The organism is Rhizobium sp. CB3090, from assembly GCF_029714285.1.
Classification (GTDB): Bacteria; Pseudomonadota; Alphaproteobacteria; order Rhizobiales; family Rhizobiaceae; genus Rhizobium.
Window position 1 is genome coordinate 855862 of record NZ_CP121663.1, and the last position, 18482, is coordinate 874343.

The 18482-nt window shown below is 58.4% G+C and carries 19 protein-coding genes and 3 pseudogenes; 14 read left to right on the forward strand and 8 right to left on the reverse strand.

Annotation, left to right across the window (positions count from 1 at the left end; all coding sequences use genetic code 11):
• Nucleotides 1-77 precede the first annotated feature (77 nt).
• Complete coding sequence (locus QA646_RS22600; RefSeq protein WP_283060477.1) at nucleotides 78-419, forward strand: DUF2934 domain-containing protein; 342 nt, start codon at nucleotides 78-80, stop codon at nucleotides 417-419.
• 134 nt (nucleotides 420-553) lie between these two features.
• On the opposite strand, the gene QA646_RS22605 is transcribed toward QA646_RS22600, so the two are convergent.
• On the reverse strand, nucleotides 554-832 hold the full coding sequence (locus QA646_RS22605) for a hypothetical protein (protein ID WP_283060478.1): 279 nt from the start codon (nucleotides 830-832) through the stop codon (nucleotides 554-556).
• A gap of 188 nt (nucleotides 833-1020) precedes the next feature.
• Between QA646_RS22605 and QA646_RS22610 the strand changes: the two are divergent.
• The 3 genes and pseudogenes from QA646_RS22610 to QA646_RS22620 all read left to right on the forward strand — a co-directional run bounded on the left by QA646_RS22610 (nucleotide 1021) and on the right by QA646_RS22620 (nucleotide 2607).
• Nucleotides 1021-1600: pseudogene (locus QA646_RS22610) on the forward strand (hypothetical protein).
• 167 nt (nucleotides 1601-1767) lie between these two features.
• Nucleotides 1768-1932, forward strand: coding sequence for a DUF1328 domain-containing protein (locus QA646_RS22615; RefSeq protein ID WP_283060535.1), 165 nt, complete (start codon nucleotides 1768-1770; stop codon nucleotides 1930-1932).
• A 468-nt stretch (nucleotides 1933-2400) separates the two neighbouring features.
• Nucleotides 2401-2607, forward strand: coding sequence for a CsbD family protein (locus QA646_RS22620; RefSeq protein ID WP_283060479.1), 207 nt, complete (start codon nucleotides 2401-2403; stop codon nucleotides 2605-2607).
• A 205-nt stretch (nucleotides 2608-2812) separates the two neighbouring features.
• Here the strand turns inward: QA646_RS22620 and QA646_RS22625 are convergent, their stop codons facing one another.
• The 3 genes from QA646_RS22625 to QA646_RS22635 all read right to left on the reverse strand — a co-directional run bounded on the left by QA646_RS22625 (nucleotide 2813) and on the right by QA646_RS22635 (nucleotide 4601).
• The gene (locus QA646_RS22625) at nucleotides 2813-3076 is read right to left on the reverse strand and encodes a hypothetical protein (RefSeq protein ID WP_283060480.1); all 264 of its coding nucleotides are present in this window, start codon (nucleotides 3074-3076) and stop codon (nucleotides 2813-2815) included.
• 37 nt (nucleotides 3077-3113) lie between these two features.
• The gene (locus QA646_RS22630; RefSeq protein WP_283060481.1) at nucleotides 3114-3779 is read right to left on the reverse strand and encodes an acyl-homoserine-lactone synthase; all 666 of its coding nucleotides are present in this window, start codon (nucleotides 3777-3779) and stop codon (nucleotides 3114-3116) included.
• A gap of 78 nt (nucleotides 3780-3857) precedes the next feature.
• Nucleotides 3858-4601, reverse strand: a complete 744-nt coding sequence (locus QA646_RS22635; protein ID WP_283060482.1) for a LuxR family transcriptional regulator — start codon at nucleotides 4599-4601, stop codon at nucleotides 3858-3860.
• A 140-nt stretch (nucleotides 4602-4741) separates the two neighbouring features.
• On the opposite strand from QA646_RS22635, the gene QA646_RS22640 reads away from it, so the two are divergent.
• The 8 genes and pseudogenes from QA646_RS22640 (at nucleotide 4742) to QA646_RS22675 (ending at nucleotide 11731) form a co-directional block, all read left to right on the forward strand.
• Nucleotides 4742-4951, forward strand: coding sequence for a hypothetical protein (locus tag QA646_RS22640; RefSeq protein ID WP_283060536.1), 210 nt, complete (start codon nucleotides 4742-4744; stop codon nucleotides 4949-4951).
• 442 nt (nucleotides 4952-5393) lie between these two features.
• On the forward strand, nucleotides 5394-6458 hold the full coding sequence (fba, locus tag QA646_RS22645; RefSeq protein ID WP_283060483.1) for a class II fructose-bisphosphate aldolase: 1065 nt from the start codon (nucleotides 5394-5396) through the stop codon (nucleotides 6456-6458).
• Between the two features lie 292 nt (nucleotides 6459-6750).
• A pseudogene (locus QA646_RS22650) lies at nucleotides 6751-6876 on the forward strand (sugar-binding domain-containing protein); the annotation flags it as partial.
• 65 nt (nucleotides 6877-6941) lie between these two features.
• On the forward strand, nucleotides 6942-7706 hold the full coding sequence (locus tag QA646_RS22655; protein ID WP_283060484.1) for a DeoR/GlpR family DNA-binding transcription regulator: 765 nt from the start codon (nucleotides 6942-6944) through the stop codon (nucleotides 7704-7706).
• Nucleotides 7707-7714: 8 nt separating this feature from the next.
• Nucleotides 7715-8497, forward strand: coding sequence for a triose-phosphate isomerase (locus QA646_RS22660; RefSeq protein ID WP_283060485.1), 783 nt, complete (start codon nucleotides 7715-7717; stop codon nucleotides 8495-8497).
• Complete coding sequence (locus tag QA646_RS22665) at nucleotides 8497-8952, forward strand: RpiB/LacA/LacB family sugar-phosphate isomerase (RefSeq protein WP_283060486.1); 456 nt, start codon at nucleotides 8497-8499, stop codon at nucleotides 8950-8952. The genes QA646_RS22660 and QA646_RS22665 overlap by 1 nt, the downstream gene beginning before the upstream one ends.
• Before the next feature lie 251 nt (nucleotides 8953-9203).
• Nucleotides 9204-10925, forward strand: coding sequence for an ABC transporter ATP-binding protein (locus QA646_RS22670; protein ID WP_283060487.1), 1722 nt, complete (start codon nucleotides 9204-9206; stop codon nucleotides 10923-10925).
• Between the two features lie 212 nt (nucleotides 10926-11137).
• Nucleotides 11138-11731 (forward strand): class I SAM-dependent methyltransferase, encoded by a 594-nt coding sequence (locus tag QA646_RS22675; protein WP_283060488.1) that lies wholly within the window; start codon nucleotides 11138-11140, stop codon nucleotides 11729-11731.
• Between the two features lie 39 nt (nucleotides 11732-11770).
• Here the strand turns inward: QA646_RS22675 and QA646_RS22680 are convergent, their stop codons facing one another.
• Together QA646_RS22680 and QA646_RS22685 are read right to left on the reverse strand one after the other, a co-directional pair.
• Complete coding sequence (locus QA646_RS22680; RefSeq protein ID WP_283060489.1) at nucleotides 11771-12613, reverse strand: universal stress protein; 843 nt, start codon at nucleotides 12611-12613, stop codon at nucleotides 11771-11773.
• 229 nt (nucleotides 12614-12842) lie between these two features.
• Nucleotides 12843-13265 (reverse strand): helix-turn-helix domain-containing protein, encoded by a 423-nt coding sequence (locus tag QA646_RS22685; protein WP_283060490.1) that lies wholly within the window; start codon nucleotides 13263-13265, stop codon nucleotides 12843-12845.
• Nucleotides 13266-13335: 70 nt separating this feature from the next.
• Between QA646_RS22685 and QA646_RS22690 the strand changes: the two genes are divergently transcribed.
• The gene (locus tag QA646_RS22690; RefSeq protein WP_283060491.1) at nucleotides 13336-15621 is read left to right on the forward strand and encodes a heavy metal translocating P-type ATPase; all 2286 of its coding nucleotides are present in this window, start codon (nucleotides 13336-13338) and stop codon (nucleotides 15619-15621) included.
• A 348-nt stretch (nucleotides 15622-15969) separates the two neighbouring features.
• Here QA646_RS22690 and QA646_RS22695 read toward each other — a convergent pair whose 3' ends face one another.
• Nucleotides 15970-17259: an ATP-binding protein gene (locus QA646_RS22695; RefSeq protein WP_283060492.1), complete on the reverse strand. Its 1290-nt coding sequence runs from the start codon at nucleotides 17257-17259 to the stop codon at nucleotides 15970-15972.
• A gap of 2 nt (nucleotides 17260-17261) precedes the next feature.
• Entirely contained in the window at nucleotides 17262-17948 is a 687-nt protein-coding gene (locus tag QA646_RS22700; RefSeq protein ID WP_283060493.1) for a response regulator, read from the reverse strand.
• A 134-nt stretch (nucleotides 17949-18082) separates the two neighbouring features.
• On the opposite strand from QA646_RS22700, the pseudogene QA646_RS22705 reads away from it, so the two are divergent.
• Nucleotides 18083-18340 (forward strand): annotated as a pseudogene (locus tag QA646_RS22705) (hypothetical protein); the annotation flags it as partial.
• Between the last annotated feature and the right edge of the window lie 142 nt (nucleotides 18341-18482).

Consider the following 18482-nt stretch of genomic DNA (forward strand, 5'->3'; position numbering starts at 1 on the left):
GAATGGGCAAAAAGGCAAGCCTGGTCACGGAACATACTCTCCTCGCGTCGATTGATAAGGCGAAAAGGAGATGATCGATGGCAGATGACAGACCAACCAATTCGCCAACAGCCGATCAATCGCAAGCGCGGGGACCGGCAACAAGAGACGTCGAAAAGGAAATCCGAGAGCGAGCCTACGCCATCTGGGAAAACGAAGGCAGACCGGAAGGTCGACATCTCGAACATTGGGAACGTGCGGAAAGACAGATAAGCGGCGAATTTCATCTCGATAAGACCGAGATCGAGAGTGACGACGTGCCGAAGTTGGACGCGCTGCGAGAAGCAGTCAGCGAACATACCGACGCGTTTCTGGTAAAAAGCGATCTTGAAGATGCGGACGAACGAACGGCTGCGCCAGGCACCCGGGAGCAGCCTTAGAAGGACGACACCCCGCGGCCATCTGTAGCTCACCGCGCGTCATGGCTCGCTCATCAGAGCCTCATCCAACTTGCCGCAAACTCTCTCGGCGCGGCGGCACTCTCTTCGGCCATGTCTCGGGCGTAGGCCATCCTTCAGGATGATTTGCCGACCGCCTCTGCATATTCGGCGAAAGTTCTGGATTTCCCCGGACCCGAGTCTTCGTTGGCGAGCAACAGCAAGCGGATGGGGAAGAGCATGGCCTTTCGATTGGCTTCTGAAAGACCACGAGCCTCGCCGTTGACACCGTGCTGTGCACGTTCCAACGCCTGCTGCATATCGCTACGAGAAACGATGCCGCTGTCGACCAGAAGGGCATTGATCGAAGCGACCGCCGTGAGAAGACCTTCGAGTTGAAGATTGGCAGTGTTCAAGGTTCGACTCCTTTGCCGTTGAATTCGATTGGCGCGGCCGCGTCATTGAACGCGGTGCCTGTATCGGTGAATTGCATGCCGTCCGTCCATAAGAGATGGCTATAAACGGGAGGCTATTCATGAAGTTCCGGCCACCGTAAGGCGCCTGCCGTGGTAGCCATTCGCTGGTTGTGAATAGCATTGCCACGATGATGACTGATTTGCGTGGTGTTCCCTTCTCCTCCGGCAATGGGACCACTTACAATGGAATGGATCAATCGTTACATCGATCAGCCGCTGCTCGATGGCGCAGCCAATTGGCTTCGAACCTGGCATATTTATTCCGGTCAGCCTCCAGAGCGGCTCGAGCCGACCTGGCACCTGGCCGTGCTCCTGCTTCTTTTGATTGCTGCTGGACATTTTCTACACGGCATAGGGCTTCTCGTCAGCGTTTCAGCTCTCATCATGCTGGCCTTTCCCTCCCTTTGGAAGCTACTTTGCTCGATGCGAAAAGCCGATACCTATGGCCGGCGGGAATATGCGCGCCTCAGGACACATGCAGTCGCAAGGCGAGAAGCAGAATGGTCCGTGAGAATGACTGTCTTGTTCATGTCCGCCAGCCTCCCGTTTTTCATCGGCTCTGGTGACTCTGTGGGCGCGTGCTTTTTGTTCGGAGCAACCATTTGGTTCGTTCTGACGGCGCCTGTCAAATTCTATCTTCAGGCAGCGGAACCGCCGGAACCCGATGAGGGCGACAGATCATTTCAGCATGCATTCGAATTTGGATAGCCGACGAATTGGAGGGCTTGGCCCTGTTCATCGCCAGCATCCCGTTGCCTGACCCGAATGATGGGGATCTAGCCAAACTCGAAAGATCAGATTGGCCAGGGCATGGTGTCTCGGAACCAATACCGAAGCGCTCCGTTATCTCCTACATCAATCGAAAGGAGACCACGATGCTTTACTATGCTCTGGTATTTTTTGTTGTGGCGCTGATTGCCGGTGTTCTCGGATTTGGAGGAATCGCAGGTGCCTCTGCTTCGATCGCCCAGTTTCTATTCTTTGTCTTCTTGGTTCTGTTTATCGTCTCGCTTGTTATGCGGGTCGTGCGGCGGCCATAGAAGTAGGAAAGACGTCTTTAAATAGTAGCTCGGTTAAGAAATGCGGCCTGTATAAAAGGCGCATTTCTTTAACCGAGCTTTCCGAAAATGCGCGGGAACTTTCCCACCTCATGTTGGTTCGAAAGCGGGTGGCAGGGGCGCCACCGGGCATCGCATGAACCAAGCAGTGGTGCCCTGGCCCGTCGCTTGCTTGCCCAGCTTCGCGGCGGGCCTAAAAAATGATGGCTCAATAGGGATGAACAAGCCAGAGTCGGCGACAGACGCGCCTTAAGATTGATTTTAAGCCCATCTAACGGCAACTTTTATGCGTTGCGTGCCCGAAGCTAATTAACTCGCGGCACACCTCCGCGGATTTTCATAAGTCTACCTGACCTATTATTTCCATTGCGCGCAGCAAGTCTCCCTGCCGAACAAAGATAGCTAAACTGCGTTATCTCACTATCCACACCAAGATAGCAGGAGCAGATCATGGATTGGAACAGAGTCGAAGGAAACTGGAAGCAGGTTAAAGGCAAGGTAAAAGAGCAGTGGGGTAAGCTCACGGATGACGACCTCAATCAGATCGACGGGCGTTTAGATCAGCTCGAAGGCAAAATCCAGGAACGCTATGGTTTGCAAAGAGATCGCGTCCGGCGTGACATTGATACCTGGTATAACCGACAGACCTGGCACTGACAGGTCGTGTAATGGCCCCGCTGCGTAAACAGATCATTCTGCGGGGCCTTTTTCGATTTCGCACCGGTTCGGATGCCGCCATCTTCCAAGCAGCGCGACACCCTTCTGGCTTCCTCCGTACTGCTCTCGATCGGATCAGGTCGACGAAGACGTCCCACCCGGCCAAATGGAATACATTGAATGGGCCGGCGGCAAGCTTCGCAGTTCACGAATGGGGTAGAACGAGCAGGTTCTCTCTGCCGTTCTTCATCGCAATCCGCGCTTTCTCGCGGACGAGCCCTCCCAGATCGATGTCGGGGTCATGTTCCGGGTCCAGACCATCCCAGTCCAGTGCCACCTGCAGCAGCGCCATATTCGTCAGGTGGACCAGGTTGCGAAGCTGTAGCGCTTCGGCCGCCTCCTTTGCCGAGGAAATCAGCCTGAACATTCTGACAAATTCACGCACTCTCAGACTATCGTCATTGGGCATGGGCGCCTCCTCATTCGAAACACGAAGGTCACGTTTTTCACGCCGCGATCTCCAACAGTCGGGTTGTAACGGATCGTATCGGCTTGGGGCGAACATAAAGCGGAGCCGAGACATTCAACATGCGCCGCATATTCGCCAGAACACGTTCCGAGACCTCGAATGCACCACAGCAAACAGGATATTTCCCGTAGCCGTCGCAGCGGCCAAGTTCGTCCACTTCGGCACCGGCGCGCTTGTACACCCGCTTGAGATAGGGTTCGTAATTGGAAATCATGGTATGGATGCCATGGTCGAGAGCGCATTCGCAAAGTGCGAGCAACAAAAGACTGAATGCCCGGCCGGCATCGATATCGGGAAAATCGTTCGCGATGGCAGCTTCGTCGATGCACATGCGCGTTCCTTCCCAGATTCCCGGGGCAACGAGATCGGTTGCGGCCGGAAACGTGTCCCTGAAGACGTCGTAGAGAAGTGTCGGCCCTGTCGTCGGCATGAGCCGCATCCCGCCATAGAGCCGCATACGCCGCTCGTCGCACCATACAAGATAAGCGGGGCCGAGAGCATCGTAGCTGTCGCGCTCGTAGGGTCCGACGACGGTTACGTCCCAGCCGAGCGTATCCGCGAAGATTTTCTTACGAAGACGGAACATCTGATCGAGGATGTTCGCATATTTATGATATTCATGTGCCTGAATAACTATGAACATTTTCGCCTCCAACAGTTGCTGTCGTAAGGCAAGAATGGGCCGGAAAGCCGCGGTCGGAAATCCCGCAAATGGAGCCCCTCATTTGAGGGGATTTACGAGGGGCGTGATGATGCGGAGCTGTACGGCTTTGGTCGTGGCAGCCGAGAGTGTGGCGCAGCCCAGCTTGAACCGCGCCGTCTTTAGATAATCACGCGTCGTATGCTCGGAAATGTCGAGAATCAGGGCAATGTCTTTGTAATCCTTGCCAAGCGCCGTCCAATGCAGGCACTCGATTTCCCTTGGGCTCAGGGATGGCACAGGATCATGTTCGCCATAGAGTTCCAGCACAGCTTTGGTATGGATGAGATGAGCAAGCTCTGTCCATTCCTCCCGACAACCCGCGACCAATTCCTGCCATCTGTCGGCTGACAAAGCTGAATTGATAGAAAGCAACGACCGGCGTCTGGCCTTGTCGACGACGGGAATGGAGTAACCGTTGCCACCCAGCCCATGTTTCTGCGCATCGACCAACAGCGTGTAAGCTTCTGGCGTCGGCTCCACCTCGCTCCAATCGAACGGAAGTTGCCGCAGAAAGCCTTCCCTCACAACGGGGTCGATCTTCACGTAACCATTGAGAAGATACCGGGAGACCCAAGCATCGGGATAGGTCGTACGAACGAACGGCGCGTCGATCGTATCCATAATCGTCTGCGCGAGATGATAAGTCACATAGTCGACGTGATATGCCGCCTGCAGAGATCGAATGGCGGTGTCGACATTGGGCGCCGCTTTGATCTCATTGAAGGCGTGCTCAAACCTTGGGTTGTCTGACGTTCCCCGCATGATGCGTCACCTGGATTTCATACTATCTTACCGCGAGATTGGTTCCACAAACAAGAGCATCCCCGCATATGAGGGGAATGACGTTAACGAAGGCAGTCGTATATCCTTACGTTAGGTGAAGGAAGATGAGCCAAAGCAAGATGGGCCAAACGGACGAAGCCGAGGAGGCGGTGAGCCAAGCTGCCAGTGGATTGAAAACGAGCTGGCACGATATGGCCGGCTCGGAAGCGCTGATACGGGCTCTGATCGCCGAACGAAGCCAACGGACAAGCGAAGCGCTGTTTTGGGTTCGGGTCTATCATGCTCTATCCCCCGAGACGGTCGATCCAATCCCTTCTTTTTTTCGATAGAACCGCTGTTCCGCCGGGATCTGCGAATAGGCGGTCCCTACCCTGAAGCAGGGCGCACGGACCTTCGCGACGCCCCGCCGCCCAACAAGCCTGCCACTATCTATCAGTCCGCCGGTCGCTTTCAACCGCTGCTGATCGCTAAGCCACGCGGTTCTGCCAATGAGGCTGAGTGTCAGGGCAGACGAAAAGGCTGAATTCCCTCGCGATTTCTCATAAGCACGAAGCAAACGTCACAAACCATGTGATCTTGTTAGTTTATGCTGTTATGAATTTTGATGGAATGTTATGGGCTTTCCATGACGTTTCCGGGAGGTTCCTGTCATTCTTGATCTACGCATCCGGCTACAACGCTTGTAACCACCCTCCGATGCAATCGAAATGACACCCCGCTAAGTATCAAAATGATCGCAGTCGCTCGCAATGCTAAAGGGAGAGAGCTTGAATGGCACGCATCACATTGAGACAGTTGCTCGATGACGCAGCAGAACATGGTTATGGCGTACCCGCGTTCAATATCAACAATATGGAACAGGCGCTCGCCATCATGGAGGCTGCCGATGCTGTCAACGCGCCCGTCATCATGCAGGCATCGCGCGGCGCCAGAGCCTATGCCAACGACATCATGCTGAAACATATGATGGATGCCGTCGCCGAGATCTATCCTCACATCCCGCTTTGCATCCATCTGGACCATGGCAACGATCCGTCCAGTTGCATGACGGCCATTCAGGCCGGTTTCACCTCGGTGATGATGGACGGTTCTCTGAAGGCCGACGCCAAGACACCGGCCGATTGGGAATACAATGTCGGCGTCACGAAGACAGTCACCGATATGGCGCATCTCGGTGGCATATCGGTGGAGGGAGAGCTCGGGGTCCTCGGCTCGCTGGAGACTGGCATGGGCGAAGCGGAGGACGGCCATGGCGCCGAAGGCAAGCTCTCGCACGACCAGCTTCTGACCAACCCCGAGGAGGCGGTCAAATTCGTACGGGAAACGAAGGTCGATGCCTTGGCGATCGCCATGGGCACCTCGCATGGCGCCTACAAGTTCTCCCGTAAGCCCGACGGCAAGGTGCTGGCGATGAATGTGATCGAAGAGATCCATCGCAAATTGCCGAATACGCATCTGGTGATGCACGGCTCCTCTTCCGTTCCGGAAGAACTGCAGGAGATCATCAACAAGTACGGCGGTCAGATGAAGCCCACTTGGGGCGTGCCGGTCGAAGAGATCCAGCGCGGCATCAAGAACGGTGTGCGCAAGATCAACATCGATACCGACGGCCGCATGGCGATGACGGGCCAGATTCGCCGCGTGCTGCAGGAAGATCCGAGCGAGTTCGACCCGCGGAAATATATGAAGCCCGCAATGGCGGCGCTGACGAAGCTTTGCAAGGAACGCTTCGAGCAGTTTGGAACGGCAGGTCATGCGACACGCATCCAGCCGCTATCGGTCTCGGAAATGGCCAAGCGCTACAAGTCCGGTGCGCTCGATCCGGTCTTCTCCTAAAGCCATTCCAATAAAGCCGCGGAGCGATTTTCAGAGCTGAATTGCTCAGAGATGCGCCGGCTCAGCCCTCGCTGGGCCGGATCAGATGTTCGTCAACCGGAAGCCGGGCCGACTGTGGTTCTGGCTTCCGGAAACAGCCGCGCGGCCCGTCGTCCGGCCGTCGGCCATGAAATGTCGACATGATCGTGACGACGTCTTCGATCTCAGCCGTAAGGCCTTTGTTCCGTCCATCCAAGCGCTTCGGGGGCAATTACACCCATGTCGCCCAAGCCTTTTCGCCCCGGCTGACGCCGTTGCGAAGGCAGAGGCCATTCGCGCAGTCCTCAAGAGCAGGTGCCTCTACTGTCTGATTACCGACGAACGAACCGCGCAGGCGCTTCTGCAACCTCTCACGCCACATGAAATTATAACAAATTAACAAAACTAATGTGGAACTGTGTGATAAACGTGTTACATTCCGCGGCATCGATCTGGAGCATCAGGGTGAAACGAGAAGAACGGCAACAATCGATCATCAACTTGCTCGTCGAGCATAAGAGCGTCGACCTCGACGACCTAGCCGATCGCTTTGCTGTGTCGAAGATGACCATTCATCGCGATCTCGACGACCTCGAACAGGCCGGCGTCGTCCGTAAGATCCGGGGCGGCGCGACGATCGATGCGGGGATGCAGTTCGAAAGCGACTTCCGCATCCGCGAACGCCAAGGCAATGAGGCCAAGATCGCAATGGCGCGTCGCGCGCTGGAACTTATCGAGCCGGGCATGACAGTCATGGTCAACGACGGCTCCATGGCCGCCGTTCTCGGCGAGATGTTGTTGCAGAAGCGTCCGCTGACGCTGATCACCAACAATGCCGCGATCATCGAGAGGCTGAAGAACGAAAGCGGCATCACGCTGATCGCGTTAGGGGGCATATACTCACAGAAATTCAACGCGTTTCTGGGGGTTGTGACCGAGGAAGCGCTGTTTCGCCTCAGGGCGGATATCGCCTTTATCTCGACGCCGGCCGTTTCCGGCACCCTCGCCTATCACATGGACGACAATGTCGTACGCGCGAAACGCGCTATGATCGCATCTGCGAGCAAGACCTGCCTGCTGGTCAATCACCAGCGCATCGGACACACCGCCCTGCATGTCATGGCCGATCTCTCCGCTTTCGACGCCATTATTACCGACAGCGCACCCGAGCCCGCCGCCGCCAAAGAGCTCGAACGCGCCAACATCAACCTGATCATCGCCTCGGATTAGAAGACGACATGAGCGCCGCACCTCGATATTGGGTTGGAACCAGTTGGAAGATGAACAAGACGCTGGCGGAAGCCAGCAGCTATGCGGAGACGCTACGCGCCACCGATAGCGAAAGGGATCCGGCGATCCAGCGTTTCATCATTCCGCCGTTTACGGCGGTGCGGCAGGTCAAGGCTCTGCTTGCCGGCACATCGGTCAAGGTGGGTGCGCAGAATATGCACTGGGCCGATGAGGGTGCCTGGACCGGCGAGATTTCTCCCCTCATGCTCAGGGATTGCAATCTCGATATCGTCGAGCTCGGCCATTCCGAACGCCGCGAGCATTTTGGCGAGACCGACGAGACCGTCGGCCTGAAGACCGAAGCCGCTATACGCCACGGCCTGATCCCGCTCATCTGCATCGGCGAGACGCTGGCCGACCGGGAAAGCGGCCGGGCGACCGATATTTTGAAAACCCAGGTTCTCGGCGCTTTTTCGAAGCTGTCCGAGGCGCAGAAGGCCGCACAGATCCTTCTTGCCTACGAACCTGTCTGGGCAATCGGCGAAAGAGGAATTCCCGCCTCGCCAGACTATGCCGATGCACGCCATGCCGAGATCATATCGGTCGCGCAGGATGTGCTCGGTCGCAAAATCCCCTGTCTTTACGGGGGATCGGTCAATCCCGAGAACTGCGAAGAACTCATATCGTGCCCGCATATCGACGGGCTTTTCATCGGTCGTTCTGCCTGGAGCGCTGAGGGTTATCTCGGCATCCTTGCCCAATGCGCCGCCAAACTCCAAGGAGACAAATGATGAAGCTTGCAATCGCAGGAGACAGCGCCGGCGAAGGCCTGGCAAAAATTCTCGCCGAACATCTGAAGGACCGCTACGACGTGCAGGAAGTCTCGCGTACCGACACCGGTCCCGATGCCTTCTACGCGAACCTTGCCGATCGCGTCGCCTCGGGCGTCATCGATGGCACCTATGACAAGGCGATCCTCGTCTGCGGCACCGGCATCGGCGTCAGCATCTCGGCCAACAAGGTGCCCGGCATCCGCGCAGCACTGACACATGACACTTATTCGGCCGAACGTGCAGCACTTTCGAACAACGCGCAGATCATCACGATGGGCTCGCGCGTCATCGGACCGGAACTTGCCAAGGCCATCGCCGACACCTTCCTGGCGCATACATTCGACGAGCAGGGCCGCTCGGCCGGAAACGTCAAGGCAATCAACGACGTCGACGCGAAATATAACGCGCATTGATTTGCCGTCGTGTGTCGTGGCTCTCCGAGCGGCACGCGGCGCGTAAATCGCCCTGCATCGCCACACCAATTTGCCGTTGGGGATGACAACGCCTGGTTCGTCGATTATAAGGTTCCTGCGACCCATGAGGGAGATCGATTAGATGAGACATTTCGGCACCAATCAACGCTGAACAGCGATGCCGAATGCGGACTGCTGTTCAGTCCATCCTTGTCTAACAATATGATCTCTCGTGCCCTTGGAGGGCATTCATGTTTCGTCGCTTCTTTTCCTATTATGCGCGCTATAAAACCTTATTTTTCTTGGATTTTGGCTGCGCTGTTGTCGCCGGCCTCCTGGAACTGGGCTTTCCGTTGGCGGTCAAGCTCTTTGTCGATGAGCTGCTGCCAAGTCGTGACTGGGGTCTGATTGCAACGACCGCTGCATTGCTGCTGGTCGTCTATGCGCTGAACACCGCCCTGATGGCCGTGGTCAACTATTGGGGCCATGCGCTCGGCATCTCGATTGAATCCGACATGCGTCGTCAGGCCTTCGACCACATCCAGAAGCTCTCATTCCGTTATTTCGACAACAACAGAACCGGGCATCTGATCACTCATGTCACCAAGGATCTCGAGGAGGTGGGCGAAATCGCCCATCACGGACCCGAGGACGTTTTCATCGCCATTATGACTTTCATCGGCGCCTTCCTGCTGATGTTTTCGGTGCATTGGAAGCTGGCGCTGCTGACGACCGTCATCGTGCCGTTCATGACATGGCTGGTCAGCCGCTACGGCGCGAAGATGACATTGAACTGGCGGAGCCTGTTCACCAAGGTCGGTGACTTCAACATCCGCGTACAGGAGAGCGTCGGCGGTATCCGTGTCGTCAAGGCTTTCGCCAATGAGGATTACGAAAGCCGGCTGTTTGCCCGCAACAATGAGGACTATAAGGCCACCAAGCTCAACGCCTATGCCTATATGACGGCGAGCATCGCGCTCAGCTATTTCAGCACGCGCCTCGTGCAGCTCGTGGTGATGGTGGCTGGAACCTGGTTCGTCGTTTCCGGCGAGCTGACCTATGGCGGCTTTGTCAGCTTCCTGCTGCTGATCAACGTCTTCTTCCACCCGATCGACAAGATCACCTCGTTGCTTGAAATGTATCCGAAGGGCATTGCCGGCTTCAGACGCTTCCTGTCGCTGATTGACACACAGCCCGATCTCGCCGACCGATCGAACGCGATTGCGGTCGACCATCTCAAAGGCGATATCGTCTATAAGAACGTGAGCTTCGGCTATTCGGATCAGGGTACGATCTTCGACGGCCTGAACTTGACTATATCGGCTGGAGAGACCATCGCCTTCGTCGGCGCTTCGGGAACTGGCAAGACGACGATCTGCTCGCTGCTGCCGCGCTTCTACGATGTGACGGGCGGCAGCATTACCATCGACGGCATCGACATCCGCGATATGACGCAGGCCTCCTTGCGTAGCCAGATCGGCATCGTGCAGCAGGACGTGTTCCTGTTCGGATCGACCATTCGCGAGAACATCGCCTATGGAAAGCTCGGCGCGACCGATCAGGACATCATGGAGTCGCTGCGTCGCGCATCGCTCGACGAATTCGTCCGCTCCCTGCCCGACGGCCTGGACACGTCGACCGGCGAACGCGGTGTGAAAATGTCGGGTGGGCAGAAGCAGCGTCTTGCCATCGCGCGCATCTTCCTCAAGAACCCGCCGATCCTGATCCTCGATGAGGCAACGTCCGCGCTCGACACGGCAACCGAGTTTGCCATCCAACAGGCGCTGGCGGACCTCTCGAAGGGACGCACGACCCTGGTGGTGGCGCATCGGCTGACGACCATCCGCAATGCCGATCGCATCATTGTCATGGGGCCGAACGGCATTGCGGAGCAGGGATCGCACGCGGAGCTGCTGGCTCGCGGCGGTGGCTATGCCGGGCTTCACAGCGCTCAGTTCGATACGCTCCCATGATGCGGCGGCATTGGAGCGATCAAGCCCGGCAGAGCGTCCTTCCGGGGCATCCCATTTCTTCCGATGGGGCCTCAGCCACTGCCACGAAGGCGGACAAATAAGTGTCTGGACGGGTTCCGGAAAGAGCCCGTCTCGCCTACGATCGAAGCGGTTGGCACTCTGCAAATTCTGCCCGGAGCCGGAAATGGCCTCAGCGTCGAAAGAGAAGAACAATGGATGATCTGTTCCCCGCGACCTCGATGCCCGACCGGGATTGGTGGGCGGCCCTTTGGCCGCGGCCAGCGGAGGTTCTGACTAGTCTTGGCATCCGGCCCGACATGACCGTGCTCGACCTCTGTTGCGGTGATGGTTATTTTACCGCGCCGCTTGCCCGTCTCGTCGATGGAGGTGTCTATGCCCTTGATCTGGATTCGGGGATGATCGAGCAGGCAAAAATCGAGGTCGAACGCCTTGGCGGGACTGTCCGCCAATGGATCAACGCCGATGCGCGCGAGATCGCATCGCTGCTGCCGGAGCCGGTCGACTATGTGTTGATGGCCAATACATTCCATGGCGTGCCGGACAAACCGGGTCTGGCACGGGCAGTCTGGCATATTTTGCGGCCGGGAGGCTTGTTTACGATCGTCAACTGGCATCCGATCCCCAGGGAGCAAACGGTCGTGGTGGGTCAGCCGCGCGGCCCGAGTACGGACATGCGCATGTCGCCTGACGCCGTGCGAAAGATCGTCGAGCCAGCGGGATTTCGTACCGCCCGCATCGAGGAACTACCGCCCTATCACTACGGCATCATCCTGGAGCGCCTGTAGCGGCGAACACCGTCCTTTTCTTCCAGCAGGGCGCAAGGGCTAGTGCTTCATCATCAGCGGAAGCGCACTATGCGACAGGAGGTGGCGCGTGACACGGCCGAGAAGCAGTTCCAGAAGATATCCGTGTTTGAATGCGCCGATCAGTAGGCATGTCGCGCTCGCGGACCCGGCAAAGTCGAGGATCGTTTCTCCGACCGACCGGCCTCCGGAACCGATCGCGACCACCTCACCCTCAAGGCCGAGCCGATCAAGCAACTCCCTCGCCGTGCGCTGGTAGCTTCCGTCAGCCTTATCTTTGACAGACAGAACCGTGATGCGATCGGCGGCAGCTAGCCAGCGTCTTGCCGTGACGACGGTGCGTTGCGCATGTTCATGCGGTTTCCAGCCGATCACGACATGGCCCAGCAGATTGCCGGCATACGCTCCGGAAGGCGGCACCAACACCAGCTTGTGTTCCTTGAACAGGAGATCATAAAACGCGTCGCGGGCATCCATGTTGCCGTGGCATGGAGCGACGACCAGCGCCGTCTCATGGCATTCGGCCGTCACACAGCGGTCTAGGTCGCCGCGGCAATCATCCAGCAACAGGCTTTCGCGGTCGGGCCGGTCCCGCTTCCAGTCCGCAAAAGCACCCGCAACCCTCTCGAATCTTTGGTTCGGAGAGTTTTCGTCCATGTCTCGCAGTATCTGCAGGTCGACTTCCTCGGGCGCGGCGATCATCCTTTCGGGATCGGCACCGATATGAGCTGCCGCCATGCTGCCGTGAACGGCGCGTGCGGCGTCCTCGGCAATATCCAGGCAGTTCCGGACAGTGGCGGGATCGGGCAGCAGCGCGAGAACATCGGCATGGACGGTCACTTCACGCACACTATCGGCCAACATGAGACCGACTCCTTGCGGTGGCGGTTTCGCGTCACTTCCATGTGTTGGCGGGCTCATCAGATCGGACCTCCTTTCGCGATGCTTCCGTATCGCTCCTGGTCCAATCGGCCGATTTTAGTCCCACATCGAATGGCCCGCAACGTCGCAAGTCTTCTCCTTTCATCCGATCAAGCTTGCAATCGCGTACAGACAAAAGGATCGAGCACATCGATGAAAGGTTGAATCCTTATTAATGACGCGGATGCATGCACTGCCCATGATCGGCCAGAACTTCGATCACCCGGCACTGGTCGATGCGGCCGTGGCCGCCGCTTTCGACCATCATCTCCAGCTCCGCCTTCAATGCCGTCAGGCTGCGTATCCGTTGCTCGACTTCGACCAGACGGGCCTTGGCGATGGCGTCGGCGGAGGCGCAGGATTGATGTGGATCGTCCTGAAGCGCCAGAAGCGTCCTTATCGCATCGACCTCGAAGCCCAATTCGCGGGCGTGGCGAATGAAAGCCAGCCTGTGAACGTGCGATTGCTCGTAGGATCGCTGGTTGCCCTCGCTTCGGTCCGGCTCCGCCAGAAGTCCAATGCTTTCGTAATAGCGGATTGTCGGCACCTTCACGCCGCTTTGCCGGGCCGCTTCGCCAATCGTGATCTTTTTCATGATTTTCCTCTTGCACCTCTAGCCACTAGAGGATGTAGGAGAGGTGTCATGGTTTGACAAGGAACGGATCATGGCAGCGACGGGGGAAGCACGATACAGAGTGAGCGGCATGGACTGCGCATCATGCGCGGCCAAGATCGATACGGCTGTGAGGCGGATGCCGGGCGTGGAGGATGTCTCCGTTTCCGTCGCCTCGGGAACGATGACAGTTCGCCACGACGAGACCAGCAATCTCACTGCGATCGAAAAGAAAGTGGCGGGCCTCGGCTATTCCCTCGCCCCGCTGACCGGCAAGGCCAAGCGCGCGCCCTCCGAACATCTTCATGACCATCATGCCCATGAAGATCATCATCACGATCACGACGGCCATGATCATTCATCGCACAACCATGCCGATCATGGTCATTACGACCATGCCGCAAAGGAAATCGAGGGACTGCATGGTCACGACTATAAGCCCATGGATGGTCCGTGGTGGGCGAGCAAGAAGGGTCGGCTGACCATCGTCTCGGGCGTGGCGCTGGTTGCCGCCTATACCGTCGGCCATCTCGTGCCTTCGATCGCATCCTATGCTTTTATCGTTGCCATGCTGGTCGGTCTCGTGCCGATCGCACGCCGTGCCGTCATGGCGGCCCTGGCGGGCACTCCCTTCTCCATCGAGATGCTGATGACGATTGCGGTCGTCGGCGCGGTTGTCATCAATGCCGGCGAAGAGGCGGCAACCGTTGTCTTCCTTTTCCTCGTCGGCGAACTGCTGGAAGGTGTTGCCGCCGGAAAGGCGCGCGCAAGCATCCAGTCATTGACGACGCTGGTCCCGAAAACCGCCTTGATCGAACACAATGGCGAGACCCGCGAAGTCCAGGCCGAGAGCCTTAAGGTGGGTGCGGTCATTCTCGTGCGTCCCGGCGACCGCATCGCCGCCGATGGCACTATCATCGAAGGCGAGAGCGCGATCGACGAAGCGCCGGTCACCGGAGAAAGCACACCCCTGCGCAAGGGCGTGGATGCTAAGGTCTTCGCAGGCACCATCAACACGGATGCTTTGCTGCGCGTCAAAGTCACCGCCGCTGCCGCCGACAACACGATTGCCCGTGTGGTGAAGTTGGTCGAGGAGGCGCAGGAATCCAAGGCGCCGACCGAACGCTTCATCGACCGCTTCTCGCGCTACTATACGCCTGGCGTGGTCGCCGTCGCGACACTGGTCGCGGTGACGCCGCCTCTGGTGGCCGGCGCAAGCTGGCTGGAATGGATATACAAAGGCCTCGCCATCCTGCTGATCGGCTGCCCCTGCGCCTTGGTGATCTCGACGCCGGCGGCGATCGCCGCGGCCCTGTCGGCGGGCGCCCGCAGCGGATTGTTGCTGAAAGGCGGCGCTGTTCTCGAGACGATGGGCAAGGTGACGATGGTCGCTTTCGACAAGACCGGCACTCTCACCGAGGGCAAGCCAAAGGTGACGGACGTCCTGGGCTTTGGTTACACCGAGGCGGAGGTTCTTTCGCGGGCAGCCGCTCTCGAAAACGGGTCGAGCCACCCGCTGGCGCTCGCAATTCTGGAGCGGGCGAAATCCGATAAGGTTCCGGTTCCGCCTGCCGCCGAAGCGAAGGCCCTGCCCGGCAAGGGTGTCAGTGGCCGTGTCGGTGGCGAGACCATGTCCCTCCTCTCTCCGCAGGCGGCGCGGCAGAATGAGCCATTGTCGGCCGAACAGAACGCGCAGATCGAAACGATGAACGACGAAGGCAAAAGCGTCTCCGTTCTCGTCGTCGACGACAAGATTGCCGGCCTGATCGCCATGCGCGACGAACCCCGCACCGATGCACGCGCCGGGATCGAGGCATTGCGGACAGCCGGCGTCGGTTCCGTCATGCTGACCGGTGACAACGCCCGTACCGCCGGTGCAATCGCGAAGGGTCTCGGCATCGAACCCCGCGCGCAGCTACTGCCGGAAGACAAGCAACGCATCGTGCGCGAACTGCAGACGAAGCAGCAGATCGTCGCCAAGGTCGGTGATGGCATCAACGATGCGCCCGCCCTGGCGGCCGCCGACGTCGGCATCGCCATGGGGGGCGGCACCGACGTGGCGCTGGAGACAGCCGATGCCGCCACTCTGCATGGCCGCGTCACCGATGTCGCTAACATGATCGTGCTGTCACGGACGACGATGAGCAATATCCGCCAGAATATCAGCATGGCACTTGGCATGAAGGCGGTGTTCCTGGTGACCACGATTGCCGGCATCACCGGCCTCTGGCCGGCGATTCTCGCCGATACCGGCGCGACCGTGCTCGTCACCGCAAACGCAATGAGACTGTTGCGGTGGAAAGGCGTGTTCGACGGCCATTCGATGAAAGCGCGCTGATCTCAATAATTTGCCCGTTGCAACGCGGCCCGGCGCACGGGATCCCCGGTGAATCCGTGCGCCGGGCTCGCAATCTCAGAGCCGCTCCTCAAGCCAGTCCAGCAAACACGCTGAAGCCGTGGAATAGGCTCCGATTTGGCAGTGAGCCTGTGCAGTCGAGACGGATAGCGAAAAGAACATAGGTTAGCAGCGCCAGCGTGATTCACGGTGTTGAGCAGTTCCCCGCAACGCCCTGTCGGCTTCCGAGCCAAGTCGGCCGCCGAGATAGCAGTAAAGGAGATATCGAGCGTTCGGTCCGAGCATGATGTCGCGAGCGACGCGACCGTCGATTAATGGAACGATTCTCAATCAGCCGTGGCCGCTCAACGCACCATTTTTTGCCGCCTTTCGGGGAATTTCGAGCGTAATGGCGAGGCCACCGTTGGTCGGTAGCGACGCGTACACGCGCCCTCCATGACGTTCGATCGCCTGCCTGGTGATCGCAAGGCCCAGGCCGTATCCGCCTTTCGGCATTGCGTCATTGCCGCGGGAGAATGGCTGGAAGATGCGTTCGAGCTCGTCTCGACTAACACCCGGTCCCTGATCGGTGACGCAGATCTTCAGGAGATCGGCCGTAGGCTCGCATAGTACGGATATATGCGAATGTTCGGCAGTGTACTTGACCGCATTTCGGAGGACGTTTTCGAGAGCCCTGTAGATCAGCTCGCCCTCGACTTCGGCTGGGAAGACACCGTCGACATCCGGAGTGATCGAGATGTCTTTGGCCTCTGCCTCGAACGCCGTATCACCGAGAATTTCATTCAGCAGCTCTATGACGTCCAGTGTCTGAGTTTTCAGCGGGCTGGCGGATCGAGCCGTCAACCGGGCAAGCGTCAGGACCTCACCCACCAACTCATCAAGCCGTTCGACTTCTCGATCGATGCGGTCCAGCATGGCACCGAGTTTTGCCGGGCTCTGCCGCAGGACGCCCACGACGGCCTGGAGGCGCGATAAAGGCGAGCGCAGTTCATGGGATACATCGTGAAAGAGTCTCTGCTGCGCCTCTTGAAGCTCCTGCAGTCTGGCTGCTGTGGAATCGAAATCATGCGCAAGGGCAGTGACCTCATCCTTACGACGACCCATCTTGTCGCCGATACGGACGTCGAAGCGGCCGTGTGCAAGCGCGCTCAGGCCATCGCGCAGATGCACGACCGGACGAACGAGGTAACGTGCCAGTGCACCCGCCGACAGCGTGCTCGCGACCAGCGTGGTTAACCAGGGTATCAGCGGAGCGAGATCCTTGAAGCTGAAGCTAATTGGGTTCGGTATCGAGATTCGATAGCATGCCCCATCTCTCTGAACGGTTTTCGTGTCGGCGGCGTTCTTCTTCGCGCACTCTCCTGCGTCGGCGACTTTCGAAATGGATAGCCCGAGCGGCAGAGTCTCTTCGCTGGTGCGCACGAAGCGCGAGGCGGCATCTTCGCCGTCCTTCGAAAGCATGTTCGCGGCCAGGTTCAACACGAGGGCCCGCCGCTCTTCCGCCATCTCTCGCTCAAAGGGTGCGGCCTGCAGGAGCTTGACGATCAGGATGATGATCGCAACGGATACTGCGAATGTCAGCCAGATGACTCTGAAAAACTTCCAGAAAAGTTGGGGCATGGTCAATCCACGAGAAGTTGATAGCCTTGGCCCCGAATGGACCGTATCCAGGATTGCCCGTCCTCCCGGAGCCCAAGCTTTTGGCGAACGCTGCTGATATGGACGTCGATGCGGCGGTCGAATGGCGTGAGCGGCTTTCCGAACGCCAGCTTCGAAATATCCTGCTTCGACACGAGCTGACCGCCGTTGCGGGCGAGAATTTCGAGGAGACTGAACTCCGTTCCAGTCAGCTCCAAAACCTCGCCGCGCCACTCAACGGTTCGACTGCGCGGATGGATCACGAGCTGGCCCGCTCTCAGCGTATCGGTCGTCGCGCCGGCCGCAGGCTGGCCCGCCCGACGCAGGATCGCACGCAGGCGTGCCGCAAGTTCTCCAGGCGAGCATGGCTTCGGCACATAGTCGTCGGCGCCAAGGTTCAAGCCCGAAATCCGGTCGATGTCGTCGCCTCTGGCCGTCAGCATCAGCACGGGAACCTGGCTCAGCTTCCGGATTCGCTGCAGAACCTCGATCCCGTTCATCCGGGGCATCATGATGTCGAGTACGATGATGTCGACCGTATTGCCGGCGGCAGCCGCAATAGCCGCGCGGCCATCCGTGTCCGTCGCGACATCATATCCTTCCTCCGTCAGATATTCCTGCAGAAGTGTCGTCAGCTCGACATCGTCGTCGATGAGTAGGACCTTGTTCATTCGTGCCGTCCGTCGTTCATATCGGCCGTCATACAGCACAAATCCAAACTCTCCACCCAACTTTACCTAGCTTAACACTAACTTGACCGCACTTAACATTCGGCCGGCTACTGATAGGCATGGCGGCATCGCCCATGCAGCGGGAATTGCCGCGCCCCGTCAGAAACCCAAGGGATGCATCGTTGAAAAAGTGGCTTGTGACGTTCGCCGCAGCATCCATTGTGGCTGCTCTTCTCTACGCCATCCTCGGCCCCATGATGGAACAGGCCGCGCCGCCAGCGCTGTCCATCTCGTTGACCACGCCTACGAAGCCTGATTGCCCGGAAACCGTTTCGGCAAGCGGCTGGTTGAAGCCGTGGCAAGAGGCGATCGTCGCCTCCGAGACGAGCGGCCAGAACCGCACAGTCCTTTGCCGCCTTGGAGGAGGTGAAAACCCGCCAGATCACTGTGATCGCCTTCAGCCCCGGACTCACCGGCGGCAGATCGCTCGGCCGTGAAAGCCCGCGCGCAATGCGCGCGTTCGTCATGCTCCTA

What these genes read in the sequence shown, in the direction of transcription:
- QA646_RS22600 (WP_283060477.1), top strand. Translation starts at nt 78, where the DNA reads ATGGCAGATGACAGACCAACCAATTCGCCAACAGCCGATCAATCGCAA.
- QA646_RS22615 (WP_283060535.1), top strand. Translation starts at nt 1,768, where the DNA reads ATGCTTTACTATGCTCTGGTATTTTTTGTTGTGGCGCTGATTGCCGGT.
- QA646_RS22620 (WP_283060479.1), top strand. Translation starts at nt 2,401, where the DNA reads ATGGATTGGAACAGAGTCGAAGGAAACTGGAAGCAGGTTAAAGGCAAG.
- QA646_RS22625 (WP_283060480.1), bottom strand. Translation starts at nt 3,076, where the DNA reads ATGCCCAATGACGATAGTCTGAGAGTGCGTGAATTTGTCAGAATGTTC.
- QA646_RS22630 (WP_283060481.1), bottom strand. Translation starts at nt 3,779, where the DNA reads ATGTTCATAGTTATTCAGGCACATGAATATCATAAATATGCGAACATC.
- QA646_RS22635 (WP_283060482.1), bottom strand. Translation starts at nt 4,601, where the DNA reads ATGCGGGGAACGTCAGACAACCCAAGGTTTGAGCACGCCTTCAATGAG.
- QA646_RS22640 (WP_283060536.1), top strand. Translation starts at nt 4,742, where the DNA reads ATGGGCCAAACGGACGAAGCCGAGGAGGCGGTGAGCCAAGCTGCCAGT.
- fba (WP_283060483.1), top strand. Translation starts at nt 5,394, where the DNA reads ATGGCACGCATCACATTGAGACAGTTGCTCGATGACGCAGCAGAACAT.
- QA646_RS22660 (WP_283060485.1), top strand. Translation starts at nt 7,715, where the DNA reads ATGAGCGCCGCACCTCGATATTGGGTTGGAACCAGTTGGAAGATGAAC.
- QA646_RS22665 (WP_283060486.1), top strand. Translation starts at nt 8,497, where the DNA reads ATGAAGCTTGCAATCGCAGGAGACAGCGCCGGCGAAGGCCTGGCAAAA.
- QA646_RS22670 (WP_283060487.1), top strand. Translation starts at nt 9,204, where the DNA reads ATGTTTCGTCGCTTCTTTTCCTATTATGCGCGCTATAAAACCTTATTT.
- QA646_RS22675 (WP_283060488.1), top strand. Translation starts at nt 11,138, where the DNA reads ATGGATGATCTGTTCCCCGCGACCTCGATGCCCGACCGGGATTGGTGG.
- QA646_RS22680 (WP_283060489.1), bottom strand. Translation starts at nt 12,613, where the DNA reads ATGTTGGCCGATAGTGTGCGTGAAGTGACCGTCCATGCCGATGTTCTC.
- QA646_RS22685 (WP_283060490.1), bottom strand. Translation starts at nt 13,265, where the DNA reads ATGAAAAAGATCACGATTGGCGAAGCGGCCCGGCAAAGCGGCGTGAAG.
- QA646_RS22690 (WP_283060491.1), top strand. Translation starts at nt 13,336, where the DNA reads ATGGCAGCGACGGGGGAAGCACGATACAGAGTGAGCGGCATGGACTGC.
- QA646_RS22695 (WP_283060492.1), bottom strand. Translation starts at nt 17,259, where the DNA reads ATGCCCCAACTTTTCTGGAAGTTTTTCAGAGTCATCTGGCTGACATTC.
- QA646_RS22700 (WP_283060493.1), bottom strand. Translation starts at nt 17,948, where the DNA reads ATGAACAAGGTCCTACTCATCGACGACGATGTCGAGCTGACGACACTT.